The sequence below is a fragment of the Azospirillum picis genome, assembly GCF_017876115.1.
GTDB lineage: Bacteria > Pseudomonadota > Alphaproteobacteria > Azospirillales > Azospirillaceae > Azospirillum > Azospirillum picis.
In genome coordinates this window covers 1-20,251 of the sequence record NZ_JAGINO010000034.1, presented here as the reverse complement: position 1 = coordinate 20,251, position 20,251 = coordinate 1, and the positions used below count along the sequence as shown (strand labels likewise).

Annotated in this window: 17 protein-coding genes and 1 riboswitch; of the genes, 7 read left to right on the top strand and 10 right to left on the bottom strand. The window is 69.0% G+C overall.

What is annotated here, in order from left to right:
• The 5 genes from J2850_RS29215 to J2850_RS29195 form a co-directional block, all read right to left on the bottom strand.
• Nucleotides 1-1,164 (bottom strand): ABC transporter substrate-binding protein, encoded by a 1,164-nt coding sequence (locus J2850_RS29215; RefSeq protein WP_246513739.1) that lies wholly within the window; start codon nucleotides 1,162-1,164, stop codon nucleotides 1-3.
• Nucleotides 1,165-1,233: 69 nt separating this feature from the next.
• Nucleotides 1,234-1,332: riboswitch (TPP riboswitch) on the bottom strand.
• 173 nt (nucleotides 1,333-1,505) lie between these two features.
• Nucleotides 1,506-2,513 (bottom strand): DMT family transporter, encoded by a 1,008-nt coding sequence (locus tag J2850_RS29210; RefSeq protein WP_246513738.1) that lies wholly within the window; start codon nucleotides 2,511-2,513, stop codon nucleotides 1,506-1,508.
• A 108-nt stretch (nucleotides 2,514-2,621) separates the two neighbouring features.
• Nucleotides 2,622-6,083: a chromosome segregation SMC family protein gene (locus J2850_RS29205; RefSeq protein ID WP_209990402.1), complete on the bottom strand. Its 3,462-nt coding sequence runs from the start codon at nucleotides 6,081-6,083 to the stop codon at nucleotides 2,622-2,624.
• 127 nt (nucleotides 6,084-6,210) lie between these two features.
• Complete coding sequence (locus J2850_RS29200; protein WP_307354580.1) at nucleotides 6,211-6,858, bottom strand: DsbA family protein; 648 nt, start codon at nucleotides 6,856-6,858, stop codon at nucleotides 6,211-6,213.
• An 88-nt stretch (nucleotides 6,859-6,946) separates the two neighbouring features.
• Entirely contained in the window at nucleotides 6,947-7,420 is a 474-nt protein-coding gene (locus J2850_RS29195; protein WP_209990399.1) for a DUF721 domain-containing protein, read from the bottom strand.
• A gap of 155 nt (nucleotides 7,421-7,575) precedes the next feature.
• Here J2850_RS29195 and mutY point away from each other — a divergent pair, with 155 nt between their 5' ends.
• The 6 genes from mutY (at nucleotide 7,576) to J2850_RS29165 (ending at nucleotide 12,553) form a co-directional block, all read left to right on the top strand.
• Nucleotides 7,576-8,634, top strand: coding sequence for an A/G-specific adenine glycosylase (mutY, locus tag J2850_RS29190; protein WP_209990396.1), 1,059 nt, complete (start codon nucleotides 7,576-7,578; stop codon nucleotides 8,632-8,634).
• A gap of 16 nt (nucleotides 8,635-8,650) precedes the next feature.
• Nucleotides 8,651-9,382 (top strand): DUF1194 domain-containing protein, encoded by a 732-nt coding sequence (locus J2850_RS29185; protein ID WP_209990393.1) that lies wholly within the window; start codon nucleotides 8,651-8,653, stop codon nucleotides 9,380-9,382.
• Between the two features lie 32 nt (nucleotides 9,383-9,414).
• A complete protein-coding gene (locus tag J2850_RS29180; RefSeq protein ID WP_209990389.1) occupies nucleotides 9,415-10,554 on the top strand; it encodes an NAD(P)/FAD-dependent oxidoreductase in 1,140 nt (379 codons plus the stop codon).
• 67 nt (nucleotides 10,555-10,621) lie between these two features.
• Nucleotides 10,622-11,113, top strand: coding sequence for a hypothetical protein (locus tag J2850_RS29175; protein ID WP_209990387.1), 492 nt, complete (start codon nucleotides 10,622-10,624; stop codon nucleotides 11,111-11,113).
• A 157-nt stretch (nucleotides 11,114-11,270) separates the two neighbouring features.
• Nucleotides 11,271-11,978 carry an OmpW/AlkL family protein gene (locus J2850_RS29170; RefSeq protein ID WP_209990385.1) on the top strand — a complete coding sequence of 236 codons (708 nt, stop codon included), beginning with the start codon at nucleotides 11,271-11,273 and terminating at the stop codon, nucleotides 11,976-11,978.
• Between the two features lie 140 nt (nucleotides 11,979-12,118).
• A complete protein-coding gene (locus J2850_RS29165; protein WP_209990382.1) occupies nucleotides 12,119-12,553 on the top strand; it encodes a CBS domain-containing protein in 435 nt (144 codons plus the stop codon).
• Between the two features lie 142 nt (nucleotides 12,554-12,695).
• Here the strand turns inward: J2850_RS29165 and J2850_RS29160 are convergent, their stop codons facing one another.
• From J2850_RS29160 to J2850_RS29140, 5 genes are all read right to left on the bottom strand, one after another.
• Nucleotides 12,696-13,358, bottom strand: coding sequence for a response regulator (locus tag J2850_RS29160; protein ID WP_209990380.1), 663 nt, complete (start codon nucleotides 13,356-13,358; stop codon nucleotides 12,696-12,698).
• Between the two features lie 370 nt (nucleotides 13,359-13,728).
• On the bottom strand, nucleotides 13,729-15,519 hold the full coding sequence (locus J2850_RS29155; RefSeq protein ID WP_209990376.1) for an acyl-CoA dehydrogenase C-terminal domain-containing protein: 1,791 nt from the start codon (nucleotides 15,517-15,519) through the stop codon (nucleotides 13,729-13,731).
• A 16-nt stretch (nucleotides 15,520-15,535) separates the two neighbouring features.
• Entirely contained in the window at nucleotides 15,536-17,887 is a 2,352-nt protein-coding gene (locus J2850_RS29150; RefSeq protein WP_209990374.1) for a 3-hydroxyacyl-CoA dehydrogenase/enoyl-CoA hydratase family protein, read from the bottom strand.
• Nucleotides 17,888-17,912: 25 nt separating this feature from the next.
• Entirely contained in the window at nucleotides 17,913-19,049 is a 1,137-nt protein-coding gene (locus J2850_RS29145) for a thiolase family protein (protein WP_209990371.1), read from the bottom strand.
• Nucleotides 19,046-19,456, bottom strand: a complete 411-nt coding sequence (locus tag J2850_RS29140; protein ID WP_307354585.1) for a MerR family transcriptional regulator — start codon at nucleotides 19,454-19,456, stop codon at nucleotides 19,046-19,048. Before J2850_RS29140 ends, J2850_RS29145 begins: the two co-directional genes overlap by 4 nt.
• 412 nt (nucleotides 19,457-19,868) lie before the next feature.
• Here J2850_RS29140 and J2850_RS29135 point away from each other — a divergent pair, with 412 nt between their 5' ends.
• Entirely contained in the window at nucleotides 19,869-20,057 is a 189-nt protein-coding gene (locus J2850_RS29135; protein ID WP_209990369.1) for a hypothetical protein, read from the top strand.
• The last annotated feature ends 194 nt before the right edge of the window (nucleotides 20,058-20,251 follow it).

Here is a 20,251-nt window from a genome sequence, read left to right as displayed (position 1 = left end):
TCACTTCGCCGCGATGGCCGGGTCGTCGTAGCGCTTGACCAGCTTCGGCACCCGGCTGGTCCCGTCATAGCAGACGATGACCGCGGAATGGGCCATGTTGCCCTTGCCGTCCGACTTGTAGGTCATGGCCAGGCCCTGGAAGCTCTCCGCCGACAGCGCCTTGCGGATCGCCTCGGGGCTGCGGGCGCCGGCCTTCACCGCCTCCAGCACCATGGTCATGCCGTCATACTGGCCGAGCGCGAAGGCGTCCGGGTCCTTGCCGAAGGCGGTGCGGTAGCTGTCGGTGAAGGCCTCGATCTCCGGCGAGCCGCCGGAGATCGGCGAGGCGGCGGTCTCGGCGCAGACGCCCTTCAGCTCCGCGGGCTCCAGCAGGGCGGCGGTGCTCGGCTGGTGCATGGCGGAGCCGGCGACGATCGGCAGGTCGACGCCGCTGGTGGCGGCCTGCTTCAGCAGCAGCGCCGTCGGCCCGGAATGCAGGTGCAGGACCAGCACGTCGGGCTTGGCCGCCAGCGCCTTGCTCAGCACCGGCAGCAGGTCCTTGGCAGCGGGATCCACCCCCTCCTCGAACACCGGGGTGACGCCCAGCGCCTTGAAGGCGGCGTCGAGATGCTGCTTGCCGCTCTGGCCGTAGGCGGTGGTCTGGTAGATGACGGCGGGGCGCCGCTTGCCCAGTTCCTCCACCACATAGCGGGCATGGGCGGCCTTGGTCACCGCGTCGCCGGGGAAGAAGCGGAAGACCCAGGGGTTGCCCTGCTCGGTGATCGAGGCGGTGCCGGACACCGTGACCAGCGGCAGCTTCATCTCGGCGGCCAGCGGCAGCATCGCCAGCAGTTGGGTGCCGAGCATGCTGGCGGCGACGGCGCCGACCTTGCCGTCGCCGGCCGCGCGCTCCAGCGCCGTCACCGCCGCCTCCGGCGAGGTGCCGGTGTCCACCACCTCCGACGCGATGGCGACGCCGGCCGGCGTCTGCTTCAGCGCCAGGACGGCGCCGTTGCGCTGGCTGGTGCCCTCCAGCGACAGGAAGCCGGTCAGCGGCACCAGCACCGGGAAGGACAGGGTGTCGTCGGCACGGGCGGCGCCGGGCGATACCGCGACCGACGATGCCGCGATCGCCGAGACGATCGCCGCCCTCAGGATGGACGGAAGGGGACGGGTGCGCCGCATGACCGAATGCTCCTCGCTCGCGCCGGCGCCATGGGCGGTACGGGGCGACGCGGGGGAACGGGGCGGGTCCGTCGGGTCCGGTCGGCTCCCTTCGCCGGCATGACCCGGATCAGGTTCGATGGGTGTGTCTCAGCCCGCACGGGAACGCGGGCACCCCAGCCGTCAACGAGCGGCGAGAGTGGAGCCGGCCCGCCGCTCCTGTCAAGCGCCCAGCCGCCCGCCCACAGGGGGCGTCGCATATGGCGATCATCGCCCTCTCCCGCCCCGGGAGAGGGAGGGGACCCACGAAGTGGGGAGGGTGAGGGGTGGCCCAAGACGCTAGAACCCCAAGGTTTCTTGGATCACCCCTCACCCTTCCCATGCTCCGCATGGGCCCCTTCCCTCTCCCGGGGCGGGAGAGGGAGCCATATGCGATGCCCCAGCCGCCCACCCTGCCGCCCACCTAACCGCCGCCGCGCCACCACCGTTTCACGATGCAGGATGTAGAGGCCGCTGCCGATGATGACCATGGCGCCGGCCAGCACCGGCACCGTCGGCAGGTCGCCGAACACCATCCAGCCGAACAGGCTGGCCCAGACCATGCCGGTGTACTCGAACGGCGCCACCACCGACGGCGGCGCCCGGCGGAAGGCCTGGGTCAGCAGCACCTGCGCCCCGGCGCCCAGCGTCCCCACCAGCGCCATCAGGCCCAGCGCGGCGGCGGACGGTGCGGTCCAAACCGGGACCGCAATCGCACCGCTGACCACCGTGGTCGTCAGCAGCAGGTAGAGGACGATGGACACGCTGGTCTCGGTCCGCGACAGGCCGCGCACGGCGAGCGCGGCCAGCGCATAGAACAGCGCCGCCACCAGCCCGACCAGCACCGGCACCAGCGGCGCCCCGGCCGACGGCTGCGCCATCACCACCACCCCGCCGAACCCGACGACCACCGCCGCCCAGCGCCGCCAGCCGACCGGCTCGCCCAGCAGCGGCCCCGACAGCGCGGTAATGAACAGCGGGCCGGCGAAGCTCAGCACATAGACCTCGGCCAGCGGCAGCTCGCGGAAGGCGTAGAAGAAGCATCCCATGGAGATCAGACCGGCGAAGGCCCGCCAGACATGGCCCCAGGGCCGCCGCGTCCGCATCGCCGCCAGCCCGCCGCCGCGCACCAGGGTGTAGCCGCCGACCAGCAGGAAGGCGACCAGCGAGCGCACGAACATCAACTGCGGCACCGGGTAATCGGCGGTCAGCAGCTTGATCAGCGTGTCCATCGCCGCGAACAGCAGGATGGCACCCAGGAAGCAGCCGACGGCATAGGGGACCGAATCGGCCTCGGCGGGCAGCAGCTCGGCGGAGTCGGCGTCGGTCATGGCGGCGGATCGCGATGGCTATGGGAAAGGCTGCCCACATTATGGGCAAATGCCGGCGCGACCCAATGCCGCAACCGCAGGTCAGACCGGCGCGCCCGGAGACGGCCGTCACGCCACTCCGCGCAACTCCTCCGCCAGGCTGAGGTCGACGCTAACCAGTTGCGAGATGCCGCGTTCGACCATGGTGACGCCGAACAGGCGGTCGACGCGGGCCATGGTCAGGCGATGATGGGTGATGATCAGGAAACGCGTATCCCCCTGGCGGGCGATGTCCTCCACCAGGTCGCAGAAGCGGCCGACATTCGCCTCGTCGAGCGGCGCGTCCACCTCGTCGAGCACGCAGATCGGCGCCGGGTTGGAGCGGAAGACGGCGAACAGCAGCGACAGCGCGGTCAGCGCCTGCTCGCCGCCCGACAGCAGCGACAGGACCTGCAGCTTCTTGCCCGGCGGGCTGGCATAGATCTCCAGCCCGGCATTCAGCGGATCCTCGGCGTTGACCAGTTCCAGATGCGCGCTGCCGCCACCGAACAGGCGGGTGAACAGGTCCTGGAAATCGCGGTTGACCACGTCGAAGCTGGCGACCAGCCGCTCTCTTGCCTCGCGGTTCAGGCTGGAGATGCCGTGGCGCAGCCGGGCGATGGCGGCGGTCAGGTCCTCGCGCTCGCCCTGCAGGCCGGCGATCTGGCTGTCCAGCTCGGCCGCCTCGATCTCGGCCCGCAGGTTGACCGGCCCCATGCCTTCCCGCTCGCGCGTCAGCTTGTCCAGCCGCTCCTCCACGGAAGCGGCATCGGGCAGCGTCTCGCCGTCCGCGAGCTCGGCGGCGGCGCGGGTGTCCTCCGGCCGGCAGTCCAGGCGCTCGGCGATCCGCTCGGTCAGGGTGCGTTCCTGCTGGACGGCGGCGGAAACCGCGGCCTCGGCACGGGCGCGGGCTTCGCGCCCATCGGACAGCGCCGCCTCCGCGTCATGCAGTGCCCGCTCGGTCCCGGCCAGCCACGCCTCCGCTTCGGCCAGCGCGTCGGCCGCCCGCTTGCGGTCGCGTTCGGCGGCGGCGATGCGGTCGAGCAGGTCCTGCCGTTCGGTGGCGATCGCCGCCGGGCGGCCGGACAGTCCGGCAAGCTCGCCGTCCGCCTCCTCGGCGCGCCGGCGCAGTTCGGCCACCCGCCCGCCGGCTCCCGCCGACCGGGTGTCCCACGACGCGGTCTCGTCCTGGATGGCGGCGAGCCGCTGGCGGCGTGCCTGGGCCTCGCGGGTCAGCCGGTCGAGCGCGTTCTGCCGGTCCGCCAACGCCGCGCGCCGGTCGGCCAGCGCCGCCCGTCGATCGCTCACCTGCTCCCGCCCTTCGCGGGGATCGGGCAGGGACGCCAGCAGGTCCAGCGCCTCGTCGCGCCGGGCGGCGGCCTCGCGCTCGTCGATGGCCAGCCGCTCCACCGCCTCCGCCAGCGCGGCAAGGCGGGTGGAGGCGGCGTCGGCCTGGCGCGCCAGCTTGGCGTGCCGCTCACGCGCGACGTTCAAGGCGGAGAAGCCGTCGCGCACCGCCTCGCGGGCACGGCGGTCGGCCTGGACGGCAGCCTCGACCGCCAGCCTGGCGGCGTCGAGCGCTTCCCGGCAGCGCTCGACGCGGTCCTCGGCCAGTTCCAGGTCGCCCCGCAGTTCGGCAAGCCGGTTGCGCTGCTTCAGCCGCACCGCGGCGGGCGTCGGCGTGCCCGCCTGCATGGTCAGCCCGTCCCAGCGCCAGGCGCCGCCGTCGCGGCTGACGAGGATCTGTCCGGGCGCCAAGGCCGGCGCAAGCGCCGATCCGGCGTCGGCATCGGCGACCACCCCGATGTGGGCGAGCGCCCGCGATGCCGCTGCAGGCCCCTCCACATGGCCGGTCAACGGCTCGGTGCCCGCCGGAAGCGGCGCAATGCTGCCATAGGCCGGCAGGTCCCGCCAATGCAGGGGGGCTGCGCCGTCGAGCGACGCCGTCAGGGCGTCGCCGAGCGCGGCGGCCAGGGCGCCCTCGTACCCGGGGGTCACCGCCACGGCATCGACCAGCGGCGGGAATTGCCCGCCGGATCCCGCCTCCAGCAGTTCGGCGAGCGCACTTTCCTCGGCGCGCAACCTGGCGCGGGCCGACTCCGCCGCCGACAATGCCTCGCGCGCCCGCGACTGGGCCGGCTCGGCCTCCGCCTTGGCGTGCTCGGCGACCTCCGCAGCCTCGCGCGCCTGCTCCAACCTCTGCTCGGCGAGCTCCACCGCCAGTTCGGCATCCGACAGGTCGGCGCTGGCGGCGATCTCGGCCTCCAGGGCGGCACGCTGCGCCTGCTGCTCGGCCAGCCGTTTCGCAAGCCCGGCGGCACGCGTCTCCAGCTCGGCCGCCTGGCGCTCGGTGGCGGCACGACGTGCTTCGTCGGCGGCAACCGCCTCCGTGAGCCGGATCAACTCCCGGTCGAGCACGTCGACCCGTTCGCGCGCCTCGGCCAGCGCCTCGCCGGCGGCCTCCTCCAGCACCTCCTCGTCGGCCTGGGCGGCCAGCAGTGCCTCACGCTCGGCGATCAGCCGGGCCAGCGCCTCGCCGGCATCGGCGGCCAGCGCCTCCTCGCGACCGAGGTCGCCGGCGATCTGGCGCAGCCGCGACTCCAGCGCCTGCCGCTGCTCGGTGACGCGTTTTTCCTCGGCATCGAGCTGCTCGCGGGCGATCACCAGCCGCTGCAGGCCGGCGGCGGCCCGCGTTTCATCCTGGCGCTTGTCCGGCAGGCCGGCGGCGGCCTCGGCCCGCCGGGCAACGAGCTGGTTGACCGACAGCATGCGGTCGCGCACCGCGGCCTCGGCAGCGGCGAAGGCGGTGCGGGCGCGGCTGTGCTCCTCCTGCGCCGCGATCCAGCGCAAGTGCCACAGTACCGCCTCGGTCCTGCGGATCTGTTCGGAGAGGCTGCGATAGCGGGCGGCCTGCCGCGCCTGCTTCTTCAGGCTGTTCAACTGGCCGTCCATCGCCGCGATCACGTCGTCGAGACGGGTCAGGTTGCTCTCGGCCGCCTTCAGCCGCAGTTCGGCCTCGTGCCGCCGGGAATGCAGGCCGGTGATGCCGGCGGCTTCCTCGAGAAGGGCGCGGCGCTCCTGCGGCTTGGCGGCGATGATCTGCGCCACCTTGCCCTGGCTGACCAGCGCCGGCGAGCCGGCACCCGAGGCGTTGTCGGCGAACAGAAGTTGCACGTCGCGCGCCCGCACCAGCTTGCCGTTGATCCGGTAGTCGGAGCCGGAGCCGCGTTCGATGCGCCGGGTGATCTCCAGCTCGTCCTGTTCGTTGAAACCGGCCGGAGCGGTGCGCGAGCGGTTGTCGACCGCCAGCGTCACCTCGCCCAGATTGCGGGCCGGGCGGCTGGAGGTGCCGCCGAAGATGACGTCGTCCATGTCGTCGCCGCGCATGCGCTTGGCCGAGGTCTCCCCCATCACCCAGCGCAGCGCCTCCACCAGGTTGGACTTGCCGCAGCCGTTGGGGCCGACGATCCCGGTCATGCCGGGTTCGATGACCAGTTCGGTGGCATCGACGAAAGACTTGAAGCCCGACAGGCGGAGACGCGTGAACTGCACTGGAGAGAAGACCTTTGGTATACTGAACTTGGGATCGGTGCGGGAGATGTTGCCCCCCTAACCTCTCCCGCGATCGGACGGACCTTCGGTCCGCCGAGAGCGGGGGAGGTTAGGAGGGGGGTATACCTTACTTCAGCAGCGCGTCGATCTTCTTGGCGAACTCCTCGAAGGGCTGGGCGCCTTCCACCCGCTCCTTGCCGTCGTTCAGGATGAAGGTCGGGGTGGCCTCCACCTTGTACTGGTTCTGGCCGGTGAGGCGGCTGTTCAGGATGGCGTCGGCCAGCTCCTTGCTGGCGAGGCAGGCGTCGATGGTGTCCTGGCTCATGCCCGCCAGCTTGCCGTACTGGGCCAGCGCCTTGCCGGGATCGGCGGCGCGGCTCCAGGTCGACTGGCTCTTGAACAGCACGTCGGTCAGCGGATAGTAGCGCTCGGCCGGGGCGCAATGTGCCAGCATGCTGGCCTGCAGCGCGGCCTGGTCGAAGGGGAAGTCGCGGAAGATCAGCTTGGCCTTGCCGGTGTCGATGTAGGCTTCCTTGATCTTCGGCAGGATGTCGGTGTGGAAGTGGGCGCAGTGCGGGCAGGTCATCGACGAATAGTCGAGGATCGTCACCGGCGCCTTCGGATCGCCCAGGACGCGGTCGGCCATCAACTCGGACAACGGCGGCAGTTCGGCCGCGGCGCGGGCCGCGCCGGGCGCCGCCGTCATGGCGGTGCCGAACGCGGCGGTGAATCCGATGGCGAGCAGCCCGGCGAGGCCCAGAATTTTGCGGTTCACTTTGCCCTCATTCCTACCAGATGTTGATCTATAGACAGGGACGGCCCGGGGCGTCCAGCACCGGGCCGGTGGAAAAAAAGCGCACGCGTCACCGTGCCGCCCGTTTCGGGCGGGCGAGCAGCGAACGGCCGAAACGCTCCAGCGTGGCGCGCAGCTCCTCGTCCTCGACGGCCGAGGTCGTGGTGGTGACGGTGATCTCCTCGTCCATCGTCAGGGTGCGCGGACGCACCACCGGCGACGGTGCCGACGGCAGGGCGGCATGGACCAGCTTGATCTTCGCGACGGCGCGGTAGCCGAAGAAGCTGTTGATGCGCTCGATGATCTGCGGTTCCAGATGCTGCAGTTCCAGCGCGATGGCGCCCATGGCACGGATGTGCAGGGTCGCCTCCTCGCGCTTGCCGCGGGGAAAGCTCAGCTTGTCGGGAGCGGTGCGCAGCGAAAGCTGGTGGCCGACGATCGACGGCCAGTCGGTGATCAGCGCGCCGAAGGCAAGCCCGCGCTTGCCCAGCACCTTGCCGGCGACCTCCGGAACGGATTGGCCGATGCGACGCGGTCCGGTCATGCTCTGCGATCACTCCTGTTCGGTCCCCGGTCTTTTCCGGGAGCCGGTTTCCGGGTCATGTGGTGTGGCGGCACCCTAGCGCAAGCGTGGCGCCCTGCACAGGGTCCCGCCCCGCTCTTCCCCAGACGCGCCGGACCCTCTATTTCTTCCCCACCATGATTCCTGAAAAGACCGAGGCCGCCCGGCGGCTGTTGTCCTGGTACGACCGCCACCGCCGCGACCTGCCCTGGCGCGCCAAACCCGGCGAGACCGCCGACCCCTACCGCGTCTGGCTGTCGGAGATCATGCTGCAGCAGACCACGGTGCCGGCGGCAGCCCCCTATTTCCGCACCTTCACCGACCGTTGGCCGACGGTCCGGGCGCTGGCCGACGCGCCGCTCGACGACGTGCTGGTGGCCTGGGCCGGGCTCGGCTACTACGCGCGGGCGCGCAACCTCCACAAATGCGCCCGCGTGGTCGCCGAGGCCCACGGCGGACGCTTCCCGGCGACGGAGGCGGACCTGCTGGAGCTGCCGGGCGTCGGTGCCTACACCGCCGCCGCCATCACCGCCATCGCCTTCGGCCGCAAGGCCACCGTGGTGGACGGGAACGTGGAGCGGGTGATCGCCCGCATCTTCGCGGTGGAAGAGCCGATGCCGGCCGCCAAGCCCACCCTGCGCCGCCTCGCCGCCACCCTGACGCCGGACGAACGCCCCGGCGACTATGCGCAGGCGATGATGGACCTCGGCGCCACCGTCTGCACCCCACGCAAGCCCAAATGCATGCTCTGCCCCTGGTCGGAGTTCTGCCGGGCGCGCGCCGCCGGCATCGCCGAGACCTTGCCGCGCAAGCTGGCCAAGGCGGAGAAGCCGACCCGGCGTGGCGTCGCCTACTGGGTGCTGAACCCGGACGGTGCGGTGCTGCTGCGACGCCGGGCGGAGGAGGGATTGCTGGGCGGAATGGCCGAGGTGCCCTCCACCCGCTGGGAACAGGAGGCGCCGGACGATGCGGCGGTGGCGGCGCAGCAGCCGCTTCCCGCCCGCTGGCGCCGCCTGCCGGGGCTTGTCCGCCACACATTCACCCATTTTCACCTGGAGCTTGAGGTGGTCGCCGCCGTTGCGGGCACCGGCTGGCAGTCGGCGGCCGGCACCTGGGTGCCGGTTGACCGGCTGGGCGACCAAGCCCTGCCGTCGGTGATGGTGAAGGTGGTGCGCCACGCCCTGAAGACCGTGTGACGGAATGGGAAGCCGAATGCCGCGCACCCTGCTGTATGCCCTGGCGCTGCTCGTGCTCCTGGCGCTCCCCTGCACGGCCCCGCGGGCAGCACCGCCGCGGCAGGCCGGAGAAGCCGGCCCTGCCGGCGTGGCCCTGGTGCTGGCGCTCGACGGATCGGCCTCGATCACCACCGGTGACCTCGAATTCCAGTTGCAGGGGCATGCCGCCGCCTTCCGCGACCCAGCGGTGGCGGAGGCGCTGGCCGCCGCCCATGCGCTGGTCACCCTCGCCGCCTACTCCGGCCCGCACAGCCTCAGGGTGCTGATCCCCTGGACGAGCCTCAAGCGGCCGGAGGACGCCTCGCGCTTCGCCGACGGCATCGATGCCCTGCCCCGCGGGTTCCAGGGCGACTCGACCGCCATCGGCGCGGCGATCGAGGACGCCGCCGCACTGTTCGACCATGGCGGATCGGCGCCGCGACGGGTCATCGATCTGGTCTCCAACGGCTTCTCGAACGCCGGAATCGATCCGGCGACAGCCCGCGACCGGGTGACGAAGCGTGGCATCGTCGTCAACGGCCTCGCCATCCTCGACGAATTTCCCTGGCTGGAAGAGTATTTCGAGGAGTCGGTGATCGGCGGGCCGGGCAGCTTCGTCAAAGGGGCCATGGACCGCGACAGCTTCGTCGCCGCGCTGCGGCAGAAGCTGATCCTTGAAATGGTGGCACTTCCGGATCACATGCCGGGCGCAAGCGCCGCCGTTCCATGAGCGGGCGATGAAGGGTCTGAGGAGCAAGAAGCATGGAGCGCGTTGATTTCCTGGTGGTCGGTGCCGGCATCGCCGGAGCATCGGCCGCCTATGAGTTGGCGGCGAAAGGAACGGTCCTGGTGCTGGAGCGTGAATCGCAGCCCGGATACCATTCGACCGGCCGGTCGGCGGCGCTCTATACCCAGACCTATGGCCCGGCACCGATCCGCGCCCTGACGGTGGCGAGTTGGGACTTCTACACCCGCCCTCCCGCCGGCTTCGCCGAGCACCCGCTGCTGACGCCGCGCGGCGTGCTGATCATCGGACGCGACCATGAGGCCGCAAGGCTGGACGAGGAGTTCGAGCAGGGACGCCGCCTCACCCCGTCGGTCGAGCGCTGGGACCGCGCCAGGGTGCTGGACCGCGCGCCCTTCCTGCGGGCCGATTACGCCGTCGGCGGCGTGTGGGAGCCCGATGCCCGCGACATCGACGTCCATGCGCTGCACCAGGGATATCTGCGCGGGCTGAAGGCGCGCGGCGGCCGGGTCGCCACCGATGCCGAGGTGCGCGCGCTGGCGCACCGCGACGGTCTGTGGATCGCCGACACCACGGCCGGCAGCTTCGCCGCCCCGGTGGTGGTCAACGCCGCCGGTGCCTGGGCCGACGAACTGGCAAGGCTCGCCGGGGTCGCCACCGTCGGGCTGGTGCCGAAGCGGCGCACCGCCATCACCTTCGATCCGGTCTTCGCCGATCCCGCCGACAAGGCCGGACTCGACGGCTGGCCGATGGTGACGGACATCGCCGAGACCTTCTACGTCAAGCCCGATGCCGGACGCCTGCTGGCGTCGCCTGCCGACCAGACTCCGGTCGCCCCCTGCGACGTGCAGCCGGAGGACATCGACGTCGCCGAAACGGTGGACCGGCTGGAACAAGCCGCGCGCTTCACCGTTCGCAGATTGGCGCATCGCTGGGCCGGCCTGCGCAGCTTCGTGGCCGACAAGGTGCCGGTCGTCGGATTCTCCCCCGATGCGGAAGGCTTCTTCTGGCTGGCCGGCCAGGGCGGCTACGGCATCCAGACCGCACCGGCCATGGGCAGGGTAGCGGCAGGGCTCGCGACCGGCGCCGGGCTGCCCGACGACGTGCGTTCGCTCGGCCTGTCAGAGGCCGACCTGTCGCCGGCCCGCAAGCGTTGACCTTGGGCAACATCGACTTTCGACGAGCTTGACCCCGGACGTCGACCGGACAGCGAGGAGTGCCGCCATGACCCTGGCCAGCCCTGGACGCAAGCGTCTGCAACCATTGATCCTGGCGGCCCTTGGGCTCGGCGCCGCATCGCTCGCCGGATGTGCCAATCCTTCGGCCGATCAGGCGATGTTCGCCCAGACCGCGTTGATCGGCATGCCCAAGGAAACGCTGCTGACCTGCGCCGGCGTTCCGAACCGGCAGGCCACGGTCGACAACCGCGAGTATTTCACCTACAACAGCTCCCGCATCGTCTCCTATCCAAGCCCTCCGATCGGCTATTATGGCTGGGGACCGCGTTACTACGGTTATGGGTACGGATGGCCTGACTACGGCTATGAAGTGACCAGCTATGACTGTCAGGCGACCTTCAGCCTGAGAAACGGGATCGTCGAACGCGTGGTCTATGGCGGTGCAAGCGGCGGTTCGGCACGGCTTGGACAATGCTACGCCATCGTACAGAACTGCCTGGCGTTGATTCCGCAGCAGACGATCAAGCCAACCCCTTGAATTCAATGTCCATGCGACAACTCGTCACTGTTGCAGAGCTGCTGCATCAGGAAAGGATCGGTTGTGCCCCCCTAGTAGCCCTAGTCAAGGTCTGGTAATACCTCCACCGGCTAATGCCACAGAACAGCAACAACGCATTTCGCCTGGAGCAGACCCCATGACCATCCTGTCGCGCGCCGCCGCCGCCCTGCTGGCGACCTCGGCTCTTGTCGCCATTTCTTCTCCGTCCTTCGCCCAGGACTTCAAGGGCAAGTCGGCCGGCGACATCCTGATCCGTGCGCGCGGCCTGGCCGTGCTGCCCCAGGAGAAGGGCACGATCAGCAACTCGGCGCTCGGTGACGTCGGCAAGGCCCGTGTCGGCAACGACTTCATTCCGGAAGTCGATTTCTCCTACTTCTTCACCGACAACATCGCCGCCGAACTGATCGCCGGCACCAGCCGCCACCGCGTGAAGGGCAACCTGCTTTCTGCCGTCGGCGGCATGACGGACGTCGGCAAAGTTTCGCTGCTGCCGCCGACCCTGACCGTGCAGTACCATTTCATGCCGAAGGAACGCGTCAGCCCGTATGTCGGCGCCGGCGTCAACTACACGCTGTTCTACAACGAGGACGCAGCCGAGAGCCCGAACGGCGCCGGCCTCAGCATCACCGACACTCACTACAAGAACCGCTTCGGCTGGGCCCTGCAGGCCGGCGTCGATGTCGCCATCACCGGCAACTGGTCGCTGAACCTTGATGTCAAGAAGATCTTCCTCAAGACCGACGTGACCGCCAACGCGAACCTGGGCGGCGCCGTCCTCCCGGTTTCCTCCAAGGTCACCCTCGATCCGTGGCTGGTCGGCATCGGCGTCGGCTACCGCTTCTAAGCCGGAACAATCCGGACATTGCGCAGGGCGGCTTCCTCCATTCGGAGGAGCCGCCCTCTCTTTTTATGGTTTGGCTTGCGGATTGTTTTCGAGTTCCCATGATTCCATGATTGGAGTCACCGCAAGGGAGCCGTACAGCCATGCATGTCGCCGCCGTCTTGAAGCGCAAGGGCAGCCGCATCATCTCCGCCGCACCGGACGATACGGTGGCCGCGGTCACCCGGCTGCTCACGGAACATCGGATCGGTGCCGTCCTGGTGCTGTCCGGCGATGGCCAGCCGGTGGGCATCCTGTCCGAGCGCGATATCGTGCGTGCGGTTGCCCGTGAGGGCGCCATGGCCCTTGATCGGCCGGCTGCCGACCTGATGACGCGCGAACTGATCACCGCCACGCCGACCGATACCGTCGCCGACATGATGGCGGTGATGACCGAACGGCGCATCCGTCACGTGCCGATCCTCGAGAGCGGCCGGGTGACGGGCGTCATCAGCATCGGCGATGTCGTCAAGGCGCGCATCGACGACGCCGAACTGGAGGTCGAATCGCTGCGCGGATATGTGGCGGGCATGGGGTAAGGCAGCGCCTGCCTCTTCCCCGACACGCTCCCGCCGCCCAAACGGGGCGGCGGGAGGTGGGAACCGGAGAACGGGCGCTTCAAACGGCCGGTGCGTCGAACGGTCAGCTTTCCTCCCCCGCCGGAACGCGGGAGGAAGCCTGTCAGGCCGAGTGCGACTGGGGGAAGGCCATGGCCGCCTGGGTGCGGTTGCGCACGCCCAGCGACTTGAAGATGGCGGTCATGTGGATCTTCACCGTTCCCTCGGACAAGCCGAGTTCATGGGCGATCTGCTTGTTCGACTTGCCCTCGCGCAGGCGGTCGAGCACTTCACGCTGACGCTGGGTCAGGAGCTGTTCGAGCTGCGGATCGGACGGCGGCATGACCGCCCCGCCGCCGCGCTGGTCCGTTTCGGTCCCCTCGCGCAGAACCGTCGCCGGCACATAGACGCCGCCCGAGAAGATCAGGTCGAGCGCACTCAGCATGATCTTCACGCTGGACGACTTGGGAATGTAGCCGGCGGCGCCATTCTCCAGCGCCTCCCGCACATCCGTCTGCGCCTCCGACGCGGAGATGACGACCACCTTCGCATTCGGTTGGCGGTCGCGCAGCATGCCGATGCCCGAGAAGCCCGGCCAGCCAGGCATGCGCAGGTCGGTCAGCACCAGGTCATACCCTTCCCCGGACGCCGCCCCGGACGCCGCCATGTCCAAAAGCTCATCGAAATTGCTGGCTTCGGCGAAAGTTGCATTTTCGCGAAGCTGCTCAAGCAAACGGCGAAGACCTTCCCGGAACAGGACGTGATCATCACCGATCAGGATCTTCATCGCTCAAACTCCCGAACCATGCCTGTCCTCCGAAAGACGCTTCCTGGACCAGAGAAAAGGAGGAGGCTGTTGCCACCCGCATATTCCCTAAAACCCAAAGGATATAGCAGGCACCGGCCGAACGTAAACTCAATAGAGATGTAACACGGTGGAACGAGAACAGACAACCTGAAATTAACTTTTGTCACGGTTTAGCCCCCCGATTGGTAGGGGCCACCGCACCCCATCCGCGATATCTCCAACGACATATTGTCGTTTCCGGCCACGCTCACGCAATCAAGGAGCACCCGGAAAAAAAGGCCGGCCCCGACCCGGGAGGGTTCGGGGCCGGCCTGGCGCGCCGGGTACGGAGGATGGTGGGCCCGCCGCCCTAGAAGGCCGCCTCGTCCATTTCCATCAACGGCTTGGCCCCCGCTGTGATGGCGATGAACAGGCTGTTCACCTGGGGCAGCAGCTTGGTCATGTAGAAGCGAGCGGTCTTGACCTTGGCTTCGAGGAAGGCGGCATCGCCGTCCCCGGCGGCCAGCTTGGCCTGAGCCTTCTCCACCATGCTCAACCACATCCAACCGAGCGCGACCAGACCGAACAGGCGCAGATAGTCGCTGGCCGCGGCGCCGGCCTCCTCCGGATCCTTCAGGCCCTTCTGGGCGATCAGGGCGGTGGCCTGCTGGAGCTTGGCGAAGGCCTTGGCCAGCGGCATGACGAACTCGCCCAACTCGTCCTTCTGCATCGCCGCCTCGATGTCGCGGCCTACGGGGTGGAAGAAATGGCGCAGCAGGCGCCCCATGTCCTGCGGCAGCTTGCGGCCGACGAGGTCGAGCGCCTGGATGCCGTTGGTGCCCTCGTAGATCTGGCAGATGCGGGCGTCGCGGACATACTGCTCGACGCCGGTTTCCCAGACGAAGCCGTGGCCGCCATGCACCTGTACCGCGATGTTGGCCGACTCGAAGCCGATGTCGGTAAACAGCGCCTTGACGATCGGCGTCATCAACTGGACGAACTCGTCGGCGTCGCGGCGGGTCCGGGTGTCGGGATGCTTCTCCGCGACGTCCAGATTGTAGGCGACCAGCGCGCCGAGGGCACGCGCACCCTCGGCATAGGCCCGGGCGGTCAGCAGGTTCCGGCGCACGTCGGGATGGACGATGATTGGGTCGGCCGGCTTGTCCGGCGCCTTCACCCCTGACAGCGACCGGCCTTGCAGGCGTTCACGGGCATAGTTGACGGCATTCTGGTACGACACCTCGGCCAGCCCCAGTCCCTGGATGCCCACTGCCAGACGGGCGGCGTTCATCATCACGAACATCGCGCGCATGCCCTTGTGCGGCTCGCCCACCAGCCAGCCGGTGGCGTCCTCGAAGTTCATCACGCAGGTCGAAGACGCCTTGATGCCCATCTTGTGTTCGATGGAGCCGCAGGCGACGCCGTTGCGCGGACCGACGGAGCCGTCGGCACGGTCCAGGAACTTCGGCACCAGGAACAGGCTGATGCCGCGGGTCCCGGCCGGCGCGTCCGGCAGGCGGGCCAGGACCAGATGCAGGATGTTCTCGGTCAGGTCATGCTCGCCGGCCGAGATGAAGATCTTGGTGCCAGTGATCTTGTAGCTGCCCTCCCCGTCCGGTACCGCCTTGGTGCGGATGATGCCGAGGTCGGTGCCGCAGTGCGGCTCGGTCAGGCACATGGTGCCAGACCAGGTGCCGTCGACCAGCTTGGGCAGGAAGCGCTGCTTCAGCTCGTCCGACCCGTACATCGCCAGCGCGTTGTAGGCGCCGAGCGACAGGCCGGGATACATGCCGAAGCTGAGGTTGGCGGAGCAGATGAACTCCTCCAGCATGGTGTTGACCAGCTTCGGCAGCCCCTGCCCGCCGTAGGCCGGGTCGCAGGCCAGCCCCTGCCAGCCGGCCTCGATGTAGGTGGCGTACGCCTCCTTGAAGCCCTTGGGCGTATGGACCACGCCGTTCTCGAAATGGCAGCCCTCGCCGTCGCCGGACTGGTTCAGCGGGAACAGCACCTCCTCGCACAGCTTGGCACCTTCCTCCAGCACCTGGCCGACGAGTTCCGGCGTCGCTTCCTCGTATCCCGGCAGGGCCGACAGCTTGTCCAGGCCGACGATCTCGTCCAGGACGAAGCGCACATCCTCCAGCGGAGCCTTGTAGATCGGCATCTCTCGTTCCTCCCCCTCAGTTCCGCAGCGGCTTGCCGGTGGTCAGCATGTGCTCGATCCGGTCGATGGTACCGCCGGTGCGCACCAACCCCATGAAGGCCTCCCGTTCCAGCCGCAGGACATGGTCCTCGCCGACCGGCTTGGAGACGTCGGCCTCCTCGCCGCCGCTCAGCACCTCGGCCAGGGCGGCGCAGACCACCTTGTCGTGGGGCGTGACCTTGCCCTGCAGGGCGAAGCCCTCCACCGCCAGATCCATCGCCGCCCTGGCACCGGGACCGGGCAGCACATAGGCCGTGGCCTTCTCCGGAGGGGTGTAGGTCTCCGCCAGTTCCAGCGCCTTGGCCTTGGCATCGGCCAGCAGGCGGTCGCGGTTCATGGTGATGCCGTCGGTGGCGCGGAAATACAGCAGCTCCTTGGCCTCGGCCGCCGACTTGGCGACGGTGGCGGTGCTGATGATCTCGAAGGCCTTGGCGATGCCGGGCATCGGTCCGCGCGGCGCCTTCGGGTTGGCCTGATGGCGGGCCAGCATCTCGGTGCAGCCGCCCCAGGCCGGGATCAGGCCGACGCCGACCTCGACGAGGCCGACATAGGTTTCGGCATGCGCCTGGACATGGTCGGAATGCAGCAGGATCTCGCAGCCGCCGCCGAGCGCCATGCCGCTGGGCGCCGCCACCACCGGGAAGGGCGCGTATTTCAGCGCGCGGTAGGTGCGCTGGCCGCCCTCCACCATCTCCTCGATCTGCGGCCACAGGCCGATGTTCAGCGCGAACAGGGCGAGGCCCAGATTGGCGCCGACCGAGAAATTGTCGGCCTCGTTGTGGATGACCAGCGCCTTCCAGTCGCCACCCGTCTTCCCTTGGCCGTCGCCGATCAGGCGCATGGCCTTCTCGTAGGCGGCCATGATGTCGGCGTCCACGGCGTTCATCTTGCTGGTGAACTCGACGCACAGCACGCCGTCGCCGATGTCCCACAGGCTGGCGGAGCCGTTCTTCCACACCGGCTTGCCGGCGGCACGCTTGATGTCCGACAGCAGCAGCACGCCGTCCGGACGCACGACGGTGTCATAGACGCCTGCGGTGGTCAGGTGCTGGAGCTTGCCGCCCTCCACCCGGTAGAAGGGACGGCCGGCCGCGGTCTCGACCAGCGCCGGGACCGGGATGCCTTCCGAGCGGCAAAGCTCGGCGAACCAGTCGGTGCCCAGCCGGTCGATCAGCTCGAACGGACCCTGCTTCCAGTTGTAACCGAGGCGCATGCCCTCATCGACGGCGACGATGCTGTCGGCGATCTCCGGCACCAGGCTGGCGGCGTAGGCCAGCGTCTGCGCCAGGACGCGGCGGGCGAAGCGGCCGCCCTTGTCCGGGTGCTCGCACAGCTTGCGCAGGTCGCGGCCGGCCGACGACACGCTGTCCAGCCGGGCCTTCTCCGACGGGGCGTAGTCGCCGGTCTGCAGGTCGACCGACTCCTTGACCTTGCCGCCGCCGGCCTTGTTGATACGGTAGAAGCCGCCTTTGCCCTTGCGGCCGGTATAGCCCTCCGCGATCATCTTCGTGATGACCGGATGCTCGCGCATCTGGCCGCGATAGGCGTCGTTCGCCGGCAGGGTCGCGGACATGCTCTTGGCGATGTGCGGCATCAGGTCCAGCCCGACGAGGTCCATCAGGCCGAAGACGCCGGTCTTGGGGATGCCCATCGGACGGCCGCCGACGGCGTCCGCCTCCTCCACCGTCAGGCCGAGATCGACAGCGGCATTCACGGCCGACTGGATCCAGAAGACGCCGATGCGGTTGGCGATGAACCCCGGCGTGTCCTTGCAATGGACCACGCCCTTGCCGAGACGGCGGTCGCAGACGTCGGCGACGGCGGCCATGGCGTCGGCCCGCGTCTCCGGGCCGCCGACAATTTCCAGCAGCCGCATGTAGCGCGGCGGATTGAAGAAGTGGGTGATCAGGAAGTCCTTGCGGAACCCCTCGCCCTGCCCCTCGGTCAGCACCGCCAGCGGGATGGTCGAGGTGTTGGACGACACCACCGAGCCCGCCTTGCGCACTGGGTCGATGCGCTTGTAGAGGTCGGCCTTGATCGCCGGGTTCTCGACGATGGCCTCGACGATCCAGTCGACGTCGCCCAGCAGGGCCAGGTCGTCCTCGAGATTGCCGGGCGTGATCAGCCTGGCGTTCTTGGGATGCATGAAGGGAGCCGGATCGGTCTTCAGCATCTTCGCCACCGCACCTTTGGCGATGGCGCTGCGGTCGGCACCGTCCTTGGCCGGGATGTCGAGCAGGACGCAGGGGATGCCGGCGTTGGCGAAATGGGCGGCGATGCCCGCACCCATCACGCCCGCACCGATCACGGCGGCGCGTTCGATCTTCATCGTATGTCTCCTCCCGATCCCGTCGTCAGACCGCTTCCAGGATGGTGGCGATGCCCTGGCCGCCGCCGATGCACTGGGTGGCCAGGGCGAACTGCTTGCCCTCGCGCTTCAGCAGGGCCGCCGCCTTGCCGGTGATGCGGGCGCCGGTGGCGCCGAGCGGATGGCCGAGAGCCAGTGCGCCGCCGTCCGGGTTGATGCGGGAGGGGTCGATGTCGAGATCGCGCATGCAGGCGATGGCCTGCGACGAGAAGGCCTCGTTGATCTCGATGACGTCCATGTCGTTGATCGACAGGCCGGCACGGGCCAGCGCCTTGCGGGTCGCCGGGATGGGGCCGAGCCCCATCAGCTCCGGCGCACAGCCGGCGACGGCGACCGAACGGATTCGGGCCAGGATCGGCAGGCCGTTGGCCTTGGCGTAGTCCTCGGTCGTCACCAGCACGGCCGCGGCCCCGTCGGTCAGCGGCGAGGAGGTGCCGGCCGTCACGGTACCGTCGGCCATGAAGGCCGGCTTCAGGCCCGACAGCCCGTCGGCAGTGGTGCCGGGACGGATGCAGCCGTCCTTTTCGACAAGCCCCGCCGGGGTCGGGATGCCGACGATCTCGTCGGCGAAGCGCCCCGCTTCCTGGGCCTCCGCCGCCTTGGCATGGGAGGCGACGGCAAGCGCCTCCTGCTCGGCGCGGGAGATGCCGTACTTGCGGGCGACATTCTCGGCGGTGACGCCCATCGAGCAGTAGGCTTCCGGATAAACCTCCTTCAGCGCCGGGTTGGGCAGCGGGTTGAAGCCCATGATCGGCACGCGGGTCATCGACTCCACGCCGCCGCAGACGAAGACCTCGCCGGCCCCCATCTGGATGGCGCCGGCGGCCTGATGGATCGACTGCATCGACGAGCCGCAGTAGCGGTTGACCGTGGTGGCCCCGGCCGTCTGCGGCAGCTTCGCCAGGAAGGAGACGGCGCGGGCCATGTTCAGCCCCTGCTCGCCCTCCGGGAAGGAGCAGCCGACAACCACGTCCTCGACGTCGTCGGTCTTCAGGCCGGTGCGCTCGACCAGCGCCGCGATGACGCGGGCCAGCAGGTCGTCGGGACGGACCTTGGTCAGCTCGCCCTTGTGGGCGAAAGCGAAGGGCGAACGGGCATAACCGGCGATGACGACCGACTTCATGAGTGCTTCTCCTCCATGTCCTGCGTCTCCGTGATGCCGTTGCGGCCAAGATGCTCGGAGATCTGGGTGTCGATGCGGTACAGCTCGCCCAGCGTCTGCTGGACGTCGGCGAGCTGCTGTTCGAGGGCGGAAATGCGGCGCCGGGCGATGCCGCGCATGTAGCGCATCTGCTCGACCTGGGCGTCGTCGCTGTCGTAGAGGTTCAGGAATTCCTTGATCTCAGCAAGGCTGAAGCCCAGCCGCTTGCCCCGGCAGATCAGCGCGAGCCGGGCATGGTCGCGGTGGTCGTAGACCCGGACGGTGCCCGAGCGCGCCGGCGCCAGCAGCCCTTCCTCCTCATAGTGGCGGATGGTGCGGTGGGTCAGGCCGAATTCCGCTGCGAGTTCGCCGATGCCGAAGCTCGCCACCGGTCCCCGGCAATCCGGCCGGGTGCCTTCGAACCCGTCCGGTTCCGTCCCCCGGGCATCGATGTCGCCGGCCAGATGATCCACGCGTCGCCCTTCCTTGACGTTTACGTAAACGTAAGGTCGCCCACGTTCCCTGTCAACAGGCTTGTTGACCACGCAAACCAGTTCGGGCGGTTCTTCGGATCCGCACGCGGGTGCGGCGCGCCCGCACAGCGACAGGATGCCGCGCCCCGGCCCAACCGGCGGGTGTGGCACGCTCCTGACTGGACGCACGTCGCGAGGAACGAAACCTCATTCCCCCGGATAATGGGGATCGGGTGCGACCGGGGACAGACGGCCGTTCAGGCTCCGGGTATCCTGGGTCTGGGTATCTTGGGTCCGGGCGGACAGGACAGGGGACAGGAGACAACCCATGTCAGCGCGCGCCATCGTTTCGCTGGGTATCTGGATATTGGCCATGGTGCTGATGGGCACCATGACGGTCGGCATGGCGCTGGCCTTCTACGTGCTGCTGACGCTGTGCTTCGCCGCGGTGGTGGCGGCGCTGACGGTCCTCACCCGACGGCGGCATGAGGATCCCGGCGAGCAGAGCTACCTTTAGAGTGCGATCGTTTCAAGCGGTACCGCTTGAAACGTGACTCACACGGAAAACCAAAAGCCTAGAGCCTGTCCGGTGCTTCACTAAGCACCGGACAGGCTCTAGCAGGCTGCTGAAAAACTACCAGCGGTGAGCCTTGAGCTGGATCTCGTCGCCGTGGTGGATGCTGATTTCAACCTCGAGGCTTCCATCCTCGG